A 19,316-nucleotide genomic window follows, 5' to 3' on the forward strand; every position below is an offset into this window, starting at 1 on the left:
CGCAGATGCTGTCATCCTTCATTGATCGCCGGAGACGTGATCGGAGCCGTGCCGGGTCCTGCCGACAGTGCGCGCTGTGCGATTCCTCGGCCCTGCACTTCGAGCGGGCTTTACGGGAATCTCCGAGTCGCCCTCTCCGGTGATGTCTTGTGTCGGGTCTTGTGTCGGCTCCGCGCCCGCTCAAGCAAAGTCTGCCGCTGCAAAGTGCGGCGAGTTTTGGATTTCTGACGAGCCTTCCGTGGGTATTTCGCAGAAATTCGAAGACTTATTCGATCTCTCTTGTGGGGGGAGCGTAAAGGGGGCCCGGATCTTTCTTCGGCCGAGAACGATCGCCTCGACGGAGCCCGTCGTGGACGGTGCGGGAGGGGGGCGGCCGGCGCGGAACACGGCGTCAAAAGGCGTGCAGCCGCGCGGTGTTGAGCGCGATGTGCGGTGGTGGGAGGCTCGCGCCGACCGCACAGGGGCGGGGTCGTCGCGGTCGGGCGGCGTACGGCTGGGGCGCGTTGCCGAGTTGCCTCGGAGGCGGAGCGTGCGCGGGCTTACGCGCCGGGCGTGCGCTGTGCGCCGTACCGGAAAATGAGGATGCCCGATCGCTGGCGACGGGGGATGCACCAGCGACCGGGCTTCTAGAACGGTAACAAGAGATCTGCCGTTCGCAAATTCGATCTCGCGTATTCGGACAGGGATTTACCTGCCGGTACCGGGGTTGTGACGCGGGTCACCGAGTCGGACCGGCGGTCGTCACTGTCAGCTGAGCGTCACTTGGCGGTTGGTGAGCCCGCCGCGGGCCCGTCGCTCCTCGGCGGTGATCGGCGCGTCCGAGGCGAGCGCCCCGGCCAGCCGCTCCGCGAACTCCGCCGCGGGCTTCTCGCACTCCGCCGCCCCCATCGCGCTCGGCAGGTCCCAGACCGGGACCATCAGTCCGTGCGCCCGGAAGGAGCCGACCAGCCGTGTCCCCTCGCCCAGCGAAGAGACACCGGCGGCGTGCAGCCGGGCGAGCGCGTCGAGAAGCTGCTCCTCGGGGTGTGGCATGACCCACCGCAGGTGGTTCTTCTCCGGGGTCTCGCACCAGTACGCGGCATCCACTCCGGAGAGCCGTGTCGTGGGGATCGCCGCCTCGTTCGCGCGCTCCAGGGAGGCGGAGACCTCGGGCGTCGCGTTCTCCGCGTCCGGAACCCAGAACTCGAAGCCGGAGTGGACGACGGGCTCGAACGGCGCATCGGAGTCGAGCATGTCCTGAAGACGCGGTCCGTCGGCCGGTGCGCGCCGCGCGGTCACGGGCGAACCGGGGGCCGCGGCCAGCGCCTGCTGGAGCGTGTCGGCGAGGTCGCGGCTGAGGTCGCCCGAGGGGGTGTCGTTCTGCAGTCCGAGCAGCACCGAGCCGTCGTCGCGGCGGAGCGCCGGCCAGGCCATCGGCAGGACGGTGGCGAGGGTCACGGAGGGCACGCCGTCGGGGAGCCCGCCCTTCAGCTTCAGTTCGACCGTGCCGGCCGGCACCAGTTCCCGCAGGGCGACCCAGTCGCACTCGCCGGTCAGGCCCTCGAAGGGGCGCTGGACCAGCTCGGTCACGGCCTGGGCGGCGGTGCGGCCGTGGCACGCCTTGTAGCGTCGGCCCGAGCCGCACGGGCAAGGCTCACGAGCCCCGACCACCGGGATCTCGCCATCCTTGAGTTGCTGCTTCCCGGCCTTGGTCTGAGGGCGCTTCTTGGCCATGGTGGGCTTTCTCCCGATTGCGACAGTGCGGTCTGGGCCGCGAGCCTAGCGGCCCGTGTCACCTCCGACACACACGCCCGCTCACCCGTCTCGTGCGACCGCGCCGCGCACCGCATGGTTCACGGGTTCCGCGCACGCGCTCCACGTCGGGGTGACGCCGGTGCGCGAGGTTTCCGCCGGTCCCGTACCGGACGCCGAGCCGCGCCCGTGCCACCGGACGCGTGCGTCCGGCCCGAACCGCGCGATGCCGCCGTGCCGCCGTAAGGTGCGGGGTCGCCATGAGGCGCCGTGTCGCCATGAAGCAGTGACGCGTCTTCGGCCCGTGGCCCGCCGGTCGTCCCGCTCGCGTCGCCGGGCGCGGCCTCAGCCCGCGTTGTCGAGGGGCTTCGTGAAGCCCAGCCGGTCCAGCGCCGCCGGACCCGGCACGCCCGTCGCGCGGCGCATACCCGACAGCCTCGGTGCTCCCGGGGAGCCGTGCCCTCCGGACGAGCGCGCGCGCCCATCGCTCCCGCGGGCTTCGTTCCCGTGCCCGAGCCCGTTGCCGGGTCCGGGCGCGTTGCCGCGCCCGTCGTTCCGGCGTAGCCCGTTCCGGTGTCCCTCGTGGACGAGGACCCAGACGGTGACCTCACCGGGCGAGTCGTCACGTACGCCCCACTCCTGGGCGAGCGCGCTGATGATGTTGAGACCGCGACCGCCGCGGGCCGTCACCGACGGCGTGGCCGGAACCGGCCGCGTCGGGCCGCCGCCGTCCGTCACCTCGACGGTCAGCCCGCCCGCTCCGTCCACGCGCCAGGCGGCGCGGACGTCGCCCTCACCCGCTTCCGCGTGCCGTCCCAGCGGCCTGCCGTGCCGGTAGGCGTTGCTGAGCAGTTCGGAAAGAATCAATACGGCATCGTCGATGACCGCATCCGGCATCCCGTGGTCGCGCAACTGCTCGCGCATCCGGTGCCGTGCCTGCCTCACGCCCGCAGGGCCATGGGGAACGGCCATGCTCGACGACGTGGGCACTTCCTGTGCCACCACCAACGCCACCCCCGAGACCTCCTTTGCCCCACGCCACGAAGTGGATGCCCCCCTGGGCCGGACCGGAAACCGACCGTTCGCCCACCGGTGACGCACTCGTGACGATCGAGTACGGTTCGAATGCGCCGTCGCACTCTCTGTAACGGATGTTAAAGGCGTCCCAGTTGTGACAGAACCTGTTTAGGGCGATTCGTGATGATTGCGTCTACGCCGAGGCTGACGCAGAGTTCGACGTCCTCGGGCTCGTTGACCGTCCAGACGTGGACGCGATGGCCCGCACGGTGCAGGCGTTCGACGTAGCCGGGGTGGCTGCGGATGATCCGTATCCCGGGACCGGCGATCCGCGCCCCGGCGGGCAGTCGGCCGTCGCGCAGGCGCGGCGAGACGAACTGCATCAGGTAGACGGTGGGCAGGGCGGGCGACGCGGCCTGGATGCGGTGCAGGGAGCGCGCGGAGAAACTCATGATCCGTACCGGCGAGGGGCCGTCGGCCGGTGGGGCGTCGAGCGAGAAACGCTTCAGCAGGTGCAGCAGCCGCTCCTCGACCTGGCCCGCCCAGCGGGTGGGGTGCTTGGTCTCGATGGCGAGCTGGACGGGGTGTCCGGCGGCCCGTGTCTCGGTGACGAGTTCGAGCAGCCGTTCCAGGGTGAGCACCGAGGTGAGCTCTCCCGGCACCGGGTTCCAGTCCGGAGCCTCCGGGCCCTCGCGGTCCTTCCAGGAACCGAAGTCGAGGGCGGCGAGCGCGGACAGCTCCAGCGCGGAGACGGCACCACGGCCGTTGGAGGTGCGGTTCACCCGGCGGTCGTGCACACACACGAGGTGCCCGTCGGCGGTGAGCCGTACATCGCACTCCAGGGCGTCGGCGCCGTCCTCGATCGCCTTCCGGTAGGCGGCCAGGGTGTGCTCGGGGGCGTCGTCGGACGCGCCCCGGTGGGCGATGACCTGGATGGGAGGATGCATGGAGGGCTGCCGCGCTTGGGTCACTGCGTCATCGTGTCACCGAGGAGCGGGCGCTGGGTACAGCTCGCGCCGGAGGCGCCCGCGCGAAGGTGCCGCGCACCGGACGACGCGCGGCGGCGTGTGCGACGCGTCCGCGCGGCGCGCGGTGCGTCTTCCGCGCCGCCTCGGTGTGCGTCGGGCGCATGCTGCCGGGTACGTCGGGCGCTTGTTGCCCGGTACGTCGCGCCGACCGCGGGCGGAAGCCCGTTTTGTCGGATGTAAGGGCCGGCTGGCGGATGCACAGGTCCTGCTTACAGTGGCCTGACGAGTCATGGGAAAAGCTGTCCCAGGACACGTACACAGCGGATCTCTTGCCGAAAATCGTGTGGAATCGAGGAGTAAAGAGCTGTGAGCACAGAGAACGAGGGCAGCGAGGGCACTGCGGGCGAGGCCGTTCCGCCGGTTCCGTCCGTACCTCCCGTGCCGCCGGCCGATGCTCCCCAGGGGGCTCCCGCTTCCACGTCCGCCCCTGGACACCCACAGGCACCGCAGACCCCCGCGGGGAGGCCCGCGGGGGAGGAGCGGCCCTCCGAGGACGGAGAGGCCGGGGGGCCTTCGGCTCCGACGGCCGGACAGCCCTCCGCCGCGACCGACGGACCGGCCGCGACCACCCCCATGGGGCCGGTCCAGGCCCCGGCTCCCTCCGGTTTCCAGTCTGCCGCCGAGGCGAACTGGCCCCCGCCCCCTCCTTCCGAACCCATGTACGCGCACCACGGCGCGGACGGCGGGGCACCGGTCTGGGGCGCTCCGGACCAGTTCCCCGCCCCGCAGGGCCCGAAGAAGCGGGGCATGGGTGGCCTGGTGGCGGCCGTGGCGGCGGCGGCGCTGATCGCGGGCGGTATCGGTGGTGCCTTCGGCTACTGGGCGGCCGACCGCAACAACACGTCCAACGGCTCGACCACGGTCTCGGCCTCGTCCGACCCGCAGGGCTTCAAGCGTGACCCCGGCACGGTCGCGGGCGTGGCCGCCAGGGCACTGCCCGGTGTGGTCACCATCGACGCACAGGGCGGTGACGGCGAGGGCGGTACGGGCACCGGCTTCGTGTACGACAGACAGGGCCACATCCTCACCAACAACCACGTGGTGGCCTCCGCGGCGGACAGCGGCCGGCTCACGGCCACGTTCTCCAACGGCAAGAAGTACGACGCCGAGGTGGTCGGCCGGGCGCAGGGCTACGACGTCGCGGTGCTGAAGCTGAGGAACCCTCCGTCGGGGCTCGCCCCGCTGCCCCTCGGCAACTCGGACCATGTCGCGGTCGGCGATTCGACGATCGCGATCGGTGCCCCGTTCGGCCTGTCCAACACGGTGACCACGGGCATCATCAGTGCCAAGAACCGCCCGGTCGCCTCCGGGGACGGGGCCGGCGGCGGCAACTCGTACATGAGCGCCCTGCAGACGGACGCGTCGATCAACCCGGGCAACTCCGGAGGTCCGCTGCTCGACGCGCGCGGCGCGGTCATCGGCATCAACTCGGCCATCCAGTCGACCGGCAGCGGCATGGGCCAGACCCAGGCCGGCTCCATCGGCCTCGGTTTCGCGATCCCGATCAACCAGGCGACGACCGTCGCCCAGCAGCTGATCAAGACTGGTCAGCCGGTCTACCCCGTGATCGGTGCCACGGTCAGGATGGACGAGCGGGCCGGCGGAGCGCTCATCTCCGAACGGGGTGCGGGCGGCGGCACGGACGCCGTGGTGCAGGGCGGTCCGGCGGACAAGGCCGGCCTGCGGGCCGGTGACCTCATCACCAAGTTCGGCGACACCGTGGTCGACAGTGGCCCGACCCTGATCGGCGAGATCTGGACGCACAAGCCGGGCGACCGCGTGCCCCTCACCTACGAGCGTGACGGCAGGACGGCCACGACCGAAGTCACCCTGGGGGAGCGCAAGGGCGACAGCTGACCGGTCAGGGCGTCCCCGTGTCGGTCCCGGTCGGTGAACCGGTGACGCGGGGTGGGTTGCCCGAGCGGCCTCAAGGCAACGGTCTTGAAGAACGCGAGGGCAAACCCGAGGGAAAACCCGAGGGCAAACGCGAGGACGTAAAAGCGTCTCCGTGACTTCGGACCCCACCGCCTCCACAGGTCGGCAGACATTTATGCGGAAGGGGCGTCTCTCATGAGAGACGCCCCTTCCGCATGCCGGCTGTCTCGCGTTGATGCGGACCTGCCACGCCGCGGACCGGTGCGTGCGGACCACGTGTGGACCAGATTCCTGCCGACGCCCGGCAGCTCATCAGACGCACCCTTGACCGGCCGGCTCAGGCGCTCGCGGGCCGGGCAACAGCGGTCTGCGCGGAACCGGAAGTCCGGGGGTCTGCGCGGCCGCCGTCGACCGCCTCACCTTCGACGGCGCCATCGGCCGAGCGACCCTCGGACATGCGTAAACGGAAGGTGAATATTTCCCGCGAGTCAGGTGTACAACTTTTTACCTTCTTCGTGAGTCGAACTGGTGTACACCATTTCGCCCCATCTGGGCGAACGTCTTGCAAGAGGAAGCCTACCCATGATGATCCGTCGGTTGTGTGGAGTCCTGCGCGTGCGCGGGGTGACCGACCTGCTCCTTGTGCTCCTGCTCGGCGTCGGCTTCGTCGCGCTGCCGGTTTTCGCCCTGCTGCCGTCCCTGTGGGGTTTCGTGGCGGCGGCGGCCGTGACGTATGTGGTGGACGAGGTTCTGCATGTGCGAGCCCCGAGTTTCGTGCGCCGGCTGGCGGCGCTGCATCTCGATCGCACCATGCGGTTCGCGGTTCGTACGGTGATGCTGCTCGCACTGGCCAGCCGGATGGACGCGCCCGGCGCGGTGCTGGTCACCGCCCTCGCCGTCTTCAGCGGTCACTTCGCGATGATGATGCTGTACGCGGCGGTGCACCACGCCATCCGCCGGCGCCGGGTGCTGCCGCTGGTGGTGCGCAACCTCGACCTGAGCGAGCTGCCGATACCGCAGCAGCCGCCCGCCGTACTGTACAGACGCCACTTGCGCAAGCTCCTGCACCTGGACCTGCCGGCCCACGCCGGGCTCCTCGCCGCGCTCGCCGCCGGCACCTGGGAGCCGGCCTACGCGGGCTTCGCGGTCACCGTCGGTGTGACCGCGGCGGCTGTCCTCGCACTGCTGGGCCAGTACCGCAGGGTGCGCCGGATGCCCGCACGGGACGAGGTGTTCGCCGAGGTCAACCGCCAGCTGAAGGGGTACCGGCCGGAGGTGGCGCTCTATTTCAGCTTCGCGGCCGTCTCCCGTGACTTCATGTACCAGGTCAACATGTGGATCGAGACGCTTGAGCAGCTCGACCTGCGCCCGGTGATCATCCTTCGGGAGCGTGCCTCGTTCCGTTACCTGAGCCGTACCTGGATCCCGGTGGTCTGCGTGCCGAAGGCCGACGACCTGGCCGAGCTCGAACTGTCCGGCGTCCGGGTCGTGCTGTATCCCGGCAACGCGGGCAAGAACGTTCACATGCTCCGTGTGGCCGAGGCCAAGCACGTCTTCATCGGGCACGGCGACAGCGACAAACTCGCCAGCAGCAACCGGGTCAGCAAGGTGTACGACGAGATCTGGGTGGCCGGCCGCGCGGGCCGGGACCGCTACCAGCGGGTGCGGCACGCGATCAGCGACAGCGCGATCGTGGAGGTGGGTCGCCCGCAGCTGTCCCCGATCCGCCTGCACGCCGAGCACGTTCCCGGCCCTCTGCCCGTCGTCCTCTACGCGCCCACCTGGGAGGGCTGGAGCGACGACGATTGCCACACCTCTCTGATCCCGATGGGCGTACCCCTCATCGAGAAGCTCCTGGCGGAGAACGTACGGATCATCTACAAGCCGCACCCGCTCACCGGCAAGCGCTCGGCCGAGGCGGCGGCCGCCGATCAGGCGATCCGCGAGCTGCTGCGCGTCGACAACGAGCGGCGCGACCCCGCGAAGGCGGAGGCCGCGGTGGCCGCCGTACGGCCCCGGCTGCAGGAGATCCAGGCCCGCCTCGACGAACTGGCCGGCCGGCACGACGGCGACGACGACGCCGAGCAGATGCGCGAAGCCCGGGTTCCCGACCGTGCCGGGGCGGCCGAGTGGCAGGAACTGCGCGCCGAGTGGCACCGGATCTTCTGGGAGAGCCAGGGCGCCGTCCGCCACAACGTGATTGTCGATCAACTGCCGAACCTCTACGAGTGCTTCAACCAGGCGGACATCCTCATCAGCGATGTCTCCTCGGTGGTCGCCGACTTCGTGGCCAGCCTCAAGCCGTACGTCCTCACCAACGCGCACGACCTGCCCGACCACGAGTTCCGGGCCGCCTACACCACTGCGGGCGGCGCCTACCTCCTCGACCGCGCGTGCACCCGCCTCCCGGAGATCCTCGACTCGGTCCGCGCCCCGCACACCGACCCGTTGGTCCTCGACCGCCGTGCCCTGAAGGAGTACGTCCTGGGCCCCGACCACCCCACCTCCATGGAGCGCTTCAACTCCGCCACCAACGTCCTGGCCGCGAAGGGAGAGGCGGAACAGGCCGAAGCCGCGAGGGAGGCGCACCAGGGAATCCCCGCGACGGCGCTGCAGCGGACCGGGCTCGGGTGACACGAGCGCGTTCGCAGGCCAGCGGCGCTCCTCGCTTATTCGATGCTTATTCGATCAAGCCTCGGACACCAATACGCGCGAGAGCACGGGGCTTCGCTTCCATGCGTCGGCGCCGGACCGGGGGCTTGGGCGCTGACCAGGGCACGGGGCAGCGGAAACGGTGCCGGCGGGCCCTGTGTGGACCACGTACCCCGCGAAACGCTCGCGGCCGGTACGCTGTACCCGCTCCGTCCCTGGTGGACGGACCAAAGGTGGGTTGCCCGAGCGGCCTAAGGGAACGGTCTTGAAAACCGTCGTGGCGTGAGTCACCGTGGGTTCAAATCCCACACCCACCGCACAGCTGAACGGCCCCTGACCAGGCGTGACGGTCAGGGGCCGTGATGCTGTCCGGTCTCCGCCAGTCACCGTGTCTCCCCCTGGTTTCCCGCCCGATCGGGCACGGAAGGGGCACGCGAGGGGCACGGCCTGACCGCGGTCTGAGGAGATCCATGGGGCGGCGGACGCCCGTCAGTTACCGGGGTTACCGGTTGATCGGGATCTCGTAGACGATCTCGCAGTGAGCGACGGGCACCACGATGTCCGCCGTCTCCACGGGCCGCCCCTGGTCGCTGTAGTACGTCCGACGGATGTGGGTGACGAAGGCGGCCTTCTGGATGCCCAGAAGCGACGCCTCCTCGGCGGTCGCCTGCCGCGGCTCCGGCTGCTCCACGGCGTGGCTGACGGTGATGCCGATCGCGGCCATGCGGTTCACGACACCCGCCCCGGCGTGCGGCCCTCCCTCGGGGAGGACGACGAGAGTGCCGGCAGTGAGGTCGTACGGCTCCCAACTCGTCGACAGCTGAACCGGCCTGCCGTCGGCCAGGAACTCGTACGTCGTGCGGACGCACAGATCGCCCTCGGCGATACCCAGGCGTGCCGCGATCTCCGCCGTGGCGGGGACCTTGGCGTCGGTCAGACTCTCCCAGTCGCCCTGCTTGCCCATGGCCTTCATGTCCGCACGAAACGGAGAGCTGCCGGGCTGCTCGCGTGCCGTTGAACGGACAACCCGCACTCGCTGTCGGGGCTCCGCAACGTAGGTGCCGGAACCGGCGCGGCCCTCCAACATGCCCTGGGAGATCAGCAGCTCCTGTGCCCGGCGGACCACGTTCTCGCCCACGTCGTACTCCTGGCCGATCTGGGCGCGGGAGGGCAGCCGGTCGCCCGGCTCCCATACGTGCTCCGCGATCCGCCGCCGGAGCTCGTCGGCGATGCGGAGATAGGGCGGCTGCTCAGGCATATGGAAAATCTAGTCCACTAGCTCTAATCTAGTTAACTAGCTTCACTGAAAGTGATCGCCGGTGACGGAGGCTGCCCTGTGCCCGCTTCAGGAGTAAGAGCGGCGGCCATCGCCGCAAGGCTGTCGTCCGTTGGGCTCCCTGCACGCGTGGAGGAGCACGCCGGACATACGGCGGTCGAAACGGAGGTACCGGAATCGCTCCCCGCCGAGTCATGGCGGGTGGTTCTGGAAGCGGTGGCCGAAGCCGATCGGTTCGGGTTCCTGGCTACCAGCCTGAACGGCCGCACCCTTTGGGCGGTCGTACACAAAGCGGTCCCCTCGACGGGCGATGTCGGGGGACCGAGCCATCAGCGATAGGAGCTGAGTAGCGTGTTCAACCGTATCCGCTGTGCCGTCTCACTCACCAGGGCGCGGTACTTCCCCAAGGGCAGGCACCGCCGCCCCTTAACGCCCTCCCGGCCGATGGCTGTCTTCGTGCCCCCTACGCCGATCGACAGGTCGACGGCCGGCCGGGGACGGGTCTCGGACCGCGTAGACCACACGGACTCGCTCGCGGGTGAGGACATCGCGCTCGTCCGTCCGTATGTGCTGGCCTGGGAGAAGCGTGTACGGCAACGTTCGATGGTCCTGGCTCCCCATCTGCCGACTGAGGCCTGGTCGGCTCTCGCGGGGGTCCGTTGATGCCGCCTCGCCAACAGCCCGGATTCACGCCCGCCGCGGCGGCCTCCTACCGATCGATCGCATGCCGGATCGGTACGCACCACGCCTGCACGGAATCCTCCCTGCCCTCGGTGCCGGTCGATGTCTCGGTGGTCTACGAGGCATGCGACTGCCCCTGTCACTCGACGTTCGCCGAGTCCGCGCCCGGGGAGGTGCACCGATGAGGGGACAGTCGCCCGGGGCTGCGCTGCCATCCACCGTCGAGATCACCTCGACCACCGTGCGGCGCGGCGACGTCATCCAAGTCGGCGGCCGGGCATGCCGGGTGAGTGACCTCTGCCAACTGCCGTGCGATGCCGAGCAGTTGCAGTTCGAGCCGGGCGAGCTGTTGACCGCACATGGGCGAACTCGGCTTGCCACCGTACGAATGCTGAGAAGGCGGTGACCGAGTCCATGTCTTCTCGCCGTCACGGCATTGCCAGCGATCTCCGACACCAGATCACGACCGGTCGCATCAAGGCCGGCGAACGCCTGCCGTCGGAGGCTGACTTGGCCCGTCAGTACATGGTCAGCACGCCGACGCTGCGGAGCGCTCTCGCGGTGCTTGAAAGGGAAGGGCTCGTCGAGAAGATCCACGGCAAGGGGAACTTCGTTCGTCGCCCCCTCCGCAAGATCACGTATGTCGGCGGATGGGGAACGCTGGATCCGTCGACTGCTGCGGACGCGGCTCTGCGCGTCACTGTCCGCAGAACCGAGATCCGGGCGCACGGACGCCTGACAACCCTGTTGCGGGTGCTGAGCGGCAGCCCGTTGTTCGAGTACTCCTGCCTCAGCCACGAGGGGGAGTCGCCACACAGCCTGGCCCGCATCTACGTCCCGGGCGACCTGACGCCAGCTGCAACGCTCGGCGACGGATCCTCATGTGAGCGGATGGTTATGGGCTTTGCCGTACTAAACCCTCCGCCGGCCGACGTCCGGGAGACGGTGTGCGCCCGCCTGCCGACACCGGACGAAGTGTCGACCCTTCGGATCAGCTCCACCGTGGCGGTTCTCGCGATCACACGCGTTGCCGTCGACAGCACCGGGCGCGTCATCGAGGTCGCACATCTGGTGTTTCCAGGGGGCCGCGCCGATGCCGTCTTCACCACCCATCACGTGATCAACGAGAGGCGAACGGAAGGATGACGAACCGAAACAAACTGCGGCTTCTCCCGTGGTCGGGGCCGGAAGACAAGCCCTGCTACCTCAGCACCGATGAGAGAGACGGACACATGTCCCGCCTGGCAGACAGCATCGAGGCGGTGCAACTTGGGATGGCAACCGAACTGCTGGAACAGGCCTCGGAAACTCTTGGCGACGAAGAAGCGGGCCGGGAGGATTTGCGGATGCTGGGGAAGGAGCTGGCGGGGGCCTTGCGAGACGTGCATCGTGTAGCGATCAGCCGCGGTCACCTCCTGACGGTGAGTGAACCTCATCGCTCCTGAAGGAGACGAGTGGAAGCCCACCGCGCAGGTGTACGGCCCCTGACCAGAGAAACGGTCAGGGGCCGTTGCGCTGCACGGTGCCGTTGCCAGGCACCATGGACCTGTGCGATAGGGCATGGGCGCCTTCTGATCCGTAGCTCTACAGAGAACGGTCATTGGAGCTCATACAGGTCGCAGGGAGAAGCGCGAGTGCCGGTGTCGAGTACTGGCGGTTCCTGACGTTGCTGTGTTCCGTTGCTGTACCACGACGTGGGATCGAGTTGCGGGGTGGCTGGCTGACTCGAACGCAGACTCTTGCCGCGAAAGCCGAGCATCAGGCGTCGGAGCTCAACTCCTTGACCTTTAGCAGTAGAGCCTCCTGGTTACGACGGCTGCGCACATCGTCCTTGCGCAAACTCCTGCCCTCGTTCAAGACAGACTGAAACTGATCGGTGGCAAGCTTGACTGCAGTAGCGATCGCTACCTCAAATCTCTCCGAATCTGAGATCTTGAAATTCAGCTTTTTAGCCGCTTTCAGTCGCCCCCTCGCGGTCTCTACGTCAGGAATTTCGAAGATAGGGACTAGCTTCGGCATGATCAGAGCGGACACCATCATTGCGATGTGGTACTTCGCGGCTTTGAGAGTAGTCGAGTCGGGCGTGCGGGCGAAGAATCTATCTACCCGATACAAGATCCAGGACGCGTAGTAGTAGGCCTCAACGGAGTATTCATCCCAAACGAATGAGTTCTCGACCTCTAGTTCTTTCGGAGCACCGATCGCCCGGGAAGACTCACCGAACAGTGTTGCAGCGACCGCTCGGTTGAGTTCAGGAGTCGTGACGATGCGAGTCCGCGGGAAATCAAGAGACGCATGCTGGTTCTGCCGCAGATAGCGTAGGCCGCCTACACCTGACTGGTTGAAATACTCTTCTACGTCCTTCGCCATCTGGGAACTCGCCTGGATGTCGGTTGAGCCGATGGGAGTTTGTAGGTTAGTGGCGATCGCCACGCTCGTACGCACCCCAACATCGTCTGAGCTGACAATCTTTACTGGGATCCAGAGGTCAGAGAGGAGGTCCGGTCTCACCTTAACCGCCTCGCTTGCTGCCCACCTAACGAGCTGGTGACTCGTCTGGCCACCATTTACGACCTGATACCCGGAAATGAAGAATCTGTCACCCGACCCCCGGAGGGATGTCGCAATGATCGTGAGTCCATTGTTAAGGAAGGGGAAGTGCTCGCGGTCATCGCTCTGTAGGGTGCCCGCGATCCTGGTATTTACGGGGTTATGGCTACCGAGATCGAGGCGCACGTTGTCGTCGAAGATGCCTGCCCGGACGGATCCAGATTCATCCGTCAGCAACTTCATCACCTCCGTGCCGGACAAGAGTCCGATGTAGGCCTCGTCCACCCGCTCCGTCGCAGGGATGGTCTGCCGCTTCTCAAAGTTAAACCGGATATTCTGTGGTCCGTGACGCTCTTTCAGTTTTGCGGCTAGTGCTTCGTGGCCATGAGTGTTGAGCTGCAAAGATTCTGAATAAATCCCGAGATCTCGAATACGATCAATCGCTGCTGTGACCTGCAGCTCTTGCCGCGCACTCTTCCCGTCATTGCCGCTGGTGGTGACGTAGAAGAGTTCACATGGGATTCGCGTGTCTTGAAACTTGTCACCGTTCTCTGCGATTCGATCAATCAAAGCAGCTAGGTCGACCAGAGACGGAGGAAGCTTGACGCTATTGGCCTTGATCGCGTACTTTGTCACGGCCTCGACGCCATGAAGGAACTTCGCGATGAGCTTAGAATCGTAGGACTCGCTCGTCTTGGCCTGAATGAAGATTACCCTCGCTGCGTTAGTTGCCTGGTCTGAAATAAGGTCGTCGATCTCTGAGGGTTCGAAGACGATCTGTCCGTTGACCACGACGGCAGCGATGTCGACGCCCTCATCAGTCCCACCGCCCAGAACACTGCGCTCAATGTGCTCGACATCGTCCCGTACATAAGGGAAGAGGTAGTTGGCCGCGACATACAGCTCGAACTGTTGCGCCTCGCTCCCCTCGGAGCCGAAATCCCGTGCAAACTTGGCCACTCGCTTTGCCGTGAGCGTGTGCACTTCATCCCCCTACCCAGCGCGAGCGCCGATTGCCATCACCGTGTGTTTAGCAGCGAGCGTAGCGTCCGAGATGCCGCCGCCGCGAGCGAATGGTCAGGAAAGAAGAGTGTGATCATCTTCAGAATCGCTGACTGATCGACTGCGCTAACCCTCCGCTCCCATCCCGTCCGCCGTCGACCCACACACCGTGGAGCGGGCGTGGTTCAGGGGCGTCAAGGTGGAGCGCGCCACTGTACGAACGACCTTGACGCCCCTGGGCCGCGTCTGCTCGGCTCTGCCTGGGTCGACGGTGGACGGGATGGGAGCACCCCACGCACGCCCCAAACGTGCCCGCGGTCGGCAACGGCGCCCCTCCCATCCCGGTGCCGGCCGATCCCCCGCCGGAGGCATCGTCTTTGACCGCGACCCGTTCTATGCGGTGATCGACTCATGGCTTCCGGCCCTATCCACGTGTGGGCGCGCGTCGGCGCAGCGCGGGCGGAGCGGGCCGAAGGCAGGAGCGGCGCCCGGAGCGGAGCCGGGAAGCGCGCCCGGCGAAGCGGAGCGCAGCCGGGTGTCTTGATGAAGTAGAGAAGGTTTTATCCCGCTGGGATGAGGTGCCTGCCGTCGTGGCTCCGTACGTGGGGGCCGTTGCCTCCCAGGGCGTCCAGGAGCCTGATCGCGTAGACCTCGGACATGCGCTCGCTGACCTCGTCGGGTGTGAGCCATGAGACGGCCGTGGACTCGCTGGAGGTGCGTTCGGTGCCACCGGAAGGCTTGCAGCGGAAGACCAGGGCCACGATGCCGCGGGTCAAGTTCTTGTAGATGCCGGTGAGTTCGTCCACCTCGACGTGGATGCCTGTCTCCTCCAGGACCTCGCGGGCCACGCCGGCCTCGGGAGTCTCGTCGAGTTCGAGGATGCCGCCGGGGAGTTCCCAGGTGCCGTTGTCGGCTCGGCGGATCGCCAGGAGGCGCCCGTCCTCGCGCACCACCACTCCGGCCACGGACACGGAGTGCAGGGGAGGCGGCGTCGCTTCCTGTGATTGACTCATGTAGAGGAGCATAGGAGGCAGGGAAGGGCTATGGGAACTGCGGCAGGAGGGGGCGGCACCGGGCCTCGGTATGTGCAGATCGCGGACGAGATCGTGCGGCAGATCCGGGCGGGTGTTCTGAAGCCTGGTGACATGGTGCCGAGCGAGTCCGAGCTGGTGGACCGCTATGGCGTGTCCGGTGGCACCATCCGGAAGGCCATGGTCGAAGTGCGGGCGAGCGGGCTGGTCGAGACCCGGCACGGTAAGGGCTCGATCGTGAAGAACCGGCCGCCGGTGCGGCACCGGTCCTCCGATCGCTTCCGGCGTTCGCTCCGGCAGGGTGGGCAGGCCGCGTACCTCGCGGAGTCCGCGCAGTCCGGTGCCTCAGCCAAGGTCAGCGTCCTCTACATCGGGCCCATGGCGGCGCCCGAGGATGCTGCTCGACGACTGGGCGTCCCTGCCGGCACACAGGTGCTGGCCCGTCGACGCCTCTACTTCCGCAACGGCACCCCGGTCGAGACTGCCACGTCCTACCTTCCCTGGGGTGTCGTAAAGGAGATCCCGGAGTTGTTCGCCCAGAACCCCGGCGGCGGTGGCATCTACGCTCGACTCGAAGACCACGGGCACGAGTTCGCCGAGTTCGTCGAGACGCTGCAAGCGCGTCCGGCCTCGAAGGAGGAAGCGTCGGAACTGGCGCTGAGCCCGGGTGCACCGGTGGTTCATCTGATCCGGGAAGCGCGGACGACCGCGGGTCTCGTGGTCGAGGTATGCGACACGCTCATGGCCGCTGACCAGTTCGTTTTCGAGTACCGGATCCCTGCCGCGGACTGACGCTCGCTCAACTCCACGCAGCCCGTCACGAGTTCTTCATCGTGGCGGGTTGACTCATGTACAGGAGTGGTGCACTCTTCTTCATGTAACTCATGTACATGAGTGACGGAGTTCGGCATCTATAGAGGAGAGAGCTGCTGTGCGCCAGATTCCCGTTGACACCTCCGCCGCGACCGTGATGGTTGCCAAGACCCCGCAGCCCAAGATCAAGGACCGTCGCACCGGCGAGATCGCCACGGACGTCGAGACCGGCGCGACGCTGATGACGGTCGACGTGATGTTCGCGGCGAACGAGGAAGTGGAGATCCTTTCGATCACCGTCCCGGCGCCCGGGGTCACCGGTGAGCTGACCATGGGCACGCCGGTGGCGCTCACCGGCCTGATCGCCCGGCCCTGGGAGAACGACTTCAACGGCCAGAAGCGGCACGGCATCGCGTTCCGCGCGGTCGCGGTCACCTCGCTCGCCGACGCCGCGGCAAGGCCGAAGGCAGCCTGATCATGACCGGCTTCATGGTCGCTCTCGTGCTGGTCGCCGCCGTCGCGGGTCTCCTGCGGTGGCGGCGCCCCGCCTGGTACTGGCTGACCTTCGGGGTCACGCTGGCCGTGGTGCGAGTCCTGGTCCGGTACAGCTCCGTCATGGACGCGTGCGGACTGACCGTTCCGCCCGCGCGCTGGCGTCTCGCCCTGGCCCGAGCCGCCAACCGGCCGATACCGGAGTCGCGTCCACCGCGGATCCTGCGGCTGCGGCCGACTCGTACCGGTCTGGTCCTGCGGCTCAAGCTCCGCCCCGGACAGGACGCCTTCGACATCGCCGCCGCTTCTGACCGGCTCCGGCACTCGTTCTCGATGCATGGTGTGACCTCGCGTGAGCTGTCTTCCGGTGTCGTAGAGGTGCGGATGACCGGCTATGACGTGCTCAAGCGGGTGCAGATGCCGGTCGAGACCGATACTCGGCCGATGCGGGTACCGGTGGCCCTGCGGCAGGACGGCTCGGTGCACTACCGCGACTACCGGGCGATACCTCATGCCCTCACCCTCGGCGCCACGGAGTCCGGCAAGTCCGTCTACCAACGCAACCTGGTCGCCGGACTCGCCCCGGCGAACGTCGCCCTGGTCGGCATCGACTGCAAGAAAGGGGTCGAACTGTTCCCGCTGGCCCGCCGTTTCTCCGCGCTGGCCGACACCCCGGACACCGCCGCCGAACTACTTGACGCGCTCGTGGCCCGGATGGAAGGCGTGTACCAACTCATCCGTGCTGAGCAGCGAATCACCGCCGATGTGCCGGACGCGGAGATCGCTGCCGACATCTGGGACCTGCCCGAACACCTGCGCCCGATCCCGGTCGTCGTCCTGGTCGATGAAGTCGCCGAACTCGCCCTGTATGCCAACAAGGAGGAGGAGAAACGGCGGGACCGTGTCATCACTGCCTTGGTCCGCCTCGCCCAACTCGGCCGCGCGGCCGGCATCTACCTCGAAATCTGCGGGCAGCGCTTCGGCTCCGAACTCGGCAAGGGCATCACCATGCTCCGCGCCCAGCTCACCGGCCGCACTGCCCATCGCGTCAACGACGAGACGTCCGCCAACATGGCCTTCGGCGACATCTCACCGGACGCCGTCCTGGCCGCTATCCAGATCCCGGCCGAGATGCGAGGGGTCGCCATCGCGGGCGACTCATCCGGAGGATGGCACCGCATCCGCGCCCCGCACACCTCGCTGCGCCAGGCCGTGAATCTCTGCAACCGGTACGCCGAGCGGACGCCGGACCTGCCCGAGCTGGCCCCGTTCCGGCCTGTCCTGCCCGGCACTGCTGCCACTCCCATGCCGTCGACCAAGCCTTCTCCGGCTGCCGCCTGATCTCCATCTGAATCTCATCGGTCGGCGTGACCGTCTTCGCGCCAAGTCCCTACCCCCGCCATGCCTGATGAAGGGAGAACCCGCCATGTGCCCGAACTGCGAAGACATCGCCCGTACCGTGCTCCTGCTCGGCCAACTCGCCTTGTACGCCGAGATGGACGGTGCCGACCTCGACTTCGTGGAAGCCGTCAGCCCGTCCCTGGCCGTCTCGCTGCCTGAGCCGCCGCCCGGCATGTTCCCGTCCGGTGACGACACAGACGGCGGTCCCATCCACCCTGGCGAGTACTCCTGATGGGCGTCGGTCGCGGGCTCCGCGTCGATGCCGTCCTGGTTCAGGCCGTCATCGCCGGTGCCTTGTCCTTCGCCCACCTCCACGACCTCGCCGCCGCTGCTGGACAGGATGGCTGGAAGGCGTGGGCCTACCCGGTCAGTGTCGACCTGCTCCTGGTCGCCGCCTGGCGGCGCCTGCGGAGTGAGGGCCCGTCCCGGCTGGCCTGGTGCTGGTTCCTCGTCGCCCTGTTCGCCTCGCTCGGTGCCAACGTCGCCACCGCCGGGTTCCTCGACCTGGCGGACCCGCCCGCCCTGCTCCGCCTCGGCATCGCCGGATGGCCGGCCCTCGCCTTTCTCGGCGGCACGCTCCTCGCTCACTCGTCGACTGCGGAGCCGAAGCCGATTCCGTCGGCGCCCGTCGACGCCATGGAAGAAGTCGGGCCCACGGCCGAGCCGATACCGGCCGTCGAGCGCGAGTTGGCCGCAGAAGCCGATTTCGAGCCCGACGCCTCACCCGCTCCGACCGAGGAGACTCCTGCTCCCCCGGCTCCCACTCCGGTTCCGGCAGTCCCCGCCGTACTGGTCGACCACGCCCGCAAGATCGCCGACGAATACCACGCCCGTACCGGATCCCCGATCGACACCGACACCCTGCGCTCCCGCCTCGGCGTCCCGTCCCACCTCGCCGACGCCGTCGCCGCCCACCTCACCTGACCAGGAAGGAGACACCCGCGATGTCCGCCCGCGACAGCTTCCACTCCCTGATGCGGATCGGCCCTGTACAGATCGGCAGCCACCGCGACCGCAACGGCCGGATCAAGCTCACCGCTGTCTGCACCGCCGACCGCTGCGGCTGGTCCGCCGACTACTCCAGCCAGACCGCGGCTCAGCTCGCCGCCCGCACCCACCGCTGCGCCGTCCGCTAGGAGATACAGCCCATGGACGTCCCTCTCTGGTTCGCCCTGCTGGCCGTCGGCTACCTCGGCATCAAGCTCATCCGCCCGCCCTGGTGGCTCGTCGCCCTGCTCCTCCTCGGCGGATACCTCCTCGCAGACAGCGTTCTGGCTCCCGTCATCGACACCGCCGTCAAGTAACCCGCGAAAGGAGAACCGCTCATGTTCCGGCCCAAGCTCCCGGTCATGCCGCAGCCCACCGGCCTGACCACCCCGCCCGCCGTCGTCGAGCCGACCGCCATCACCCCCGGCTGCCCGGTACCGCCGCCGGTACCCGTCGCCTTGGCGTCGTCGCGCCCGGTCGTCCAGCTCACCCCGGGCACCGCGCTCGCCCTCGTCGGTGGCGGCACAGCCGTCGTCCTGGTTCTCGGCGCCGTCCTGGTCTCCCTGCTCCTGGCGGTCGCCATCACCGGCGCCTCAGTCGCCGTCTGCGCGGTTGTCCTGCGCTCCCTGCTCGCCTCCGACGCCAAGCGTCGCTGACCGGCCCCCGGGCGGCCTCGATACCGCCAAGCATCCGCCGCCCGGGTGCCGTCCCTGTCCGATCTAGCAACCGGAAGGAACACCCAGCATGGCCCACCGTGCCTCACCCGCGACACCGAAGGCA

Annotated in this window: 20 protein-coding genes and 1 tRNA gene; 14 read left to right on the top strand and 7 right to left on the bottom strand. The window is 67.9% G+C overall.

Features of this window, described 5'->3' with window-relative positions; genetic code table 11:
* Positions 1-747 precede the first annotated feature (747 nt).
* From ACIHCL_RS18340 to ACIHCL_RS18350, 3 genes are all read right to left on the bottom strand, one after another.
* Positions 748-1,713 carry a DUF5926 family protein gene (locus ACIHCL_RS18340; protein ID WP_399862903.1) on the bottom strand — a complete coding sequence of 322 codons (966 nt, stop codon included), beginning with the start codon at positions 1,711-1,713 and terminating at the stop codon, positions 748-750.
* Between the two features lie 363 nt (positions 1,714-2,076).
* On the bottom strand, positions 2,077-2,832 hold the full coding sequence (locus tag ACIHCL_RS18345) for an ATP-binding protein (protein ID WP_399862904.1): 756 nt from the start codon (positions 2,830-2,832) through the stop codon (positions 2,077-2,079).
* Positions 2,833-2,885: 53 nt separating this feature from the next.
* Positions 2,886-3,695 (bottom strand): glycerophosphodiester phosphodiesterase, encoded by an 810-nt coding sequence (locus ACIHCL_RS18350; protein WP_399863192.1) that lies wholly within the window; start codon positions 3,693-3,695, stop codon positions 2,886-2,888.
* A gap of 387 nt (positions 3,696-4,082) precedes the next feature.
* On the opposite strand from ACIHCL_RS18350, the gene ACIHCL_RS18355 reads away from it, so the two are divergent.
* The 3 genes from ACIHCL_RS18355 (at position 4,083) to ACIHCL_RS18365 (ending at position 8,620) form a co-directional block, all read left to right on the top strand.
* Complete coding sequence (locus tag ACIHCL_RS18355) at positions 4,083-5,633, top strand: trypsin-like peptidase domain-containing protein (protein WP_399862906.1); 1,551 nt, start codon at positions 4,083-4,085, stop codon at positions 5,631-5,633.
* Positions 5,634-6,233: 600 nt separating this feature from the next.
* Entirely contained in the window at positions 6,234-8,285 is a 2,052-nt protein-coding gene (locus tag ACIHCL_RS18360) for a hypothetical protein (RefSeq protein ID WP_399862908.1), read from the top strand.
* Between the two features lie 250 nt (positions 8,286-8,535).
* Positions 8,536-8,620 (top strand) — tRNA-Ser (locus ACIHCL_RS18365).
* A 185-nt stretch (positions 8,621-8,805) separates the two neighbouring features.
* Here ACIHCL_RS18365 and ACIHCL_RS18370 read toward each other — a convergent pair.
* Entirely contained in the window at positions 8,806-9,561 is a 756-nt protein-coding gene (locus ACIHCL_RS18370) for a GntR family transcriptional regulator (protein WP_399862910.1), read from the bottom strand.
* Between the two features lie 78 nt (positions 9,562-9,639).
* Between ACIHCL_RS18370 and ACIHCL_RS18375 the strand changes: the two genes are divergently transcribed.
* Positions 9,640-9,918 carry a hypothetical protein gene (locus ACIHCL_RS18375; RefSeq protein ID WP_399863194.1) on the top strand — a complete coding sequence of 93 codons (279 nt, stop codon included), beginning with the start codon at positions 9,640-9,642 and terminating at the stop codon, positions 9,916-9,918.
* Positions 9,919-10,399: 481 nt separating this feature from the next.
* Here ACIHCL_RS18375 and ACIHCL_RS18380 read toward each other — a convergent pair whose 3' ends face one another.
* A complete protein-coding gene (locus tag ACIHCL_RS18380) occupies positions 10,400-10,621 on the bottom strand; it encodes a hypothetical protein (protein ID WP_399862911.1) in 222 nt (73 codons plus the stop codon).
* 53 nt (positions 10,622-10,674) lie between these two features.
* Between ACIHCL_RS18380 and ACIHCL_RS18385 the strand changes: the two genes are divergently transcribed.
* Both ACIHCL_RS18385 and ACIHCL_RS18390 read left to right on the top strand, forming a co-directional pair.
* On the top strand, positions 10,675-11,406 hold the full coding sequence (locus ACIHCL_RS18385) for a GntR family transcriptional regulator (RefSeq protein ID WP_399863196.1): 732 nt from the start codon (positions 10,675-10,677) through the stop codon (positions 11,404-11,406).
* Positions 11,403-11,705 carry a hypothetical protein gene (locus tag ACIHCL_RS18390; RefSeq protein WP_399862913.1) on the top strand — a complete coding sequence of 101 codons (303 nt, stop codon included), beginning with the start codon at positions 11,403-11,405 and terminating at the stop codon, positions 11,703-11,705. The genes ACIHCL_RS18385 and ACIHCL_RS18390 overlap by 4 nt, the downstream gene beginning before the upstream one ends.
* A gap of 313 nt (positions 11,706-12,018) precedes the next feature.
* Here the strand turns inward: ACIHCL_RS18390 and ACIHCL_RS18395 are convergent, their stop codons facing one another.
* Both ACIHCL_RS18395 and ACIHCL_RS18400 read right to left on the bottom strand, forming a co-directional pair.
* A complete protein-coding gene (locus tag ACIHCL_RS18395; protein WP_399862914.1) occupies positions 12,019-13,794 on the bottom strand; it encodes an AIPR family protein in 1,776 nt (591 codons plus the stop codon).
* 578 nt (positions 13,795-14,372) lie between these two features.
* Positions 14,373-14,837 carry an NUDIX hydrolase gene (locus ACIHCL_RS18400; protein ID WP_399862916.1) on the bottom strand — a complete coding sequence of 155 codons (465 nt, stop codon included), beginning with the start codon at positions 14,835-14,837 and terminating at the stop codon, positions 14,373-14,375.
* An 18-nt stretch (positions 14,838-14,855) separates the two neighbouring features.
* On the opposite strand from ACIHCL_RS18400, the gene ACIHCL_RS18405 reads away from it, so the two are divergent.
* From ACIHCL_RS18405 to ACIHCL_RS18440, 8 genes are all read left to right on the top strand, one after another.
* On the top strand, positions 14,856-15,635 hold the full coding sequence (locus ACIHCL_RS18405) for a GntR family transcriptional regulator (RefSeq protein ID WP_399862917.1): 780 nt from the start codon (positions 14,856-14,858) through the stop codon (positions 15,633-15,635).
* 139 nt (positions 15,636-15,774) lie between these two features.
* A complete protein-coding gene (locus tag ACIHCL_RS18410; RefSeq protein WP_399862919.1) occupies positions 15,775-16,131 on the top strand; it encodes a hypothetical protein in 357 nt (118 codons plus the stop codon).
* Between the two features lie 2 nt (positions 16,132-16,133).
* Positions 16,134-17,489, top strand: a complete 1,356-nt coding sequence (locus ACIHCL_RS18415) for an FtsK/SpoIIIE domain-containing protein (protein WP_399862920.1) — start codon at positions 16,134-16,136, stop codon at positions 17,487-17,489.
* Between the two features lie 85 nt (positions 17,490-17,574).
* Positions 17,575-17,781, top strand: a complete 207-nt coding sequence (locus ACIHCL_RS18420) for a hypothetical protein (protein WP_399862923.1) — start codon at positions 17,575-17,577, stop codon at positions 17,779-17,781.
* Complete coding sequence (locus tag ACIHCL_RS18425; protein WP_399862925.1) at positions 17,781-18,473, top strand: DUF2637 domain-containing protein; 693 nt, start codon at positions 17,781-17,783, stop codon at positions 18,471-18,473. Before ACIHCL_RS18420 ends, ACIHCL_RS18425 begins: the two co-directional genes overlap by 1 nt.
* Positions 18,474-18,493: 20 nt before the next feature.
* Positions 18,494-18,685, top strand: a complete 192-nt coding sequence (locus ACIHCL_RS18430; RefSeq protein ID WP_399862927.1) for a mobile element transfer protein — start codon at positions 18,494-18,496, stop codon at positions 18,683-18,685.
* Positions 18,686-18,697: 12 nt separating this feature from the next.
* A complete protein-coding gene (locus ACIHCL_RS18435; protein ID WP_107430590.1) occupies positions 18,698-18,853 on the top strand; it encodes a hypothetical protein in 156 nt (51 codons plus the stop codon).
* Between the two features lie 21 nt (positions 18,854-18,874).
* A complete protein-coding gene (locus tag ACIHCL_RS18440) occupies positions 18,875-19,192 on the top strand; it encodes a SpdD-like protein (protein ID WP_399862929.1) in 318 nt (105 codons plus the stop codon).
* Positions 19,193-19,316 lie beyond the last annotated feature (124 nt).

Source organism: Streptomyces sp. NPDC052042 (assembly GCF_044548345.1).
GTDB lineage: Bacteria > Actinomycetota > Actinomycetes > Streptomycetales > Streptomycetaceae > Streptomyces.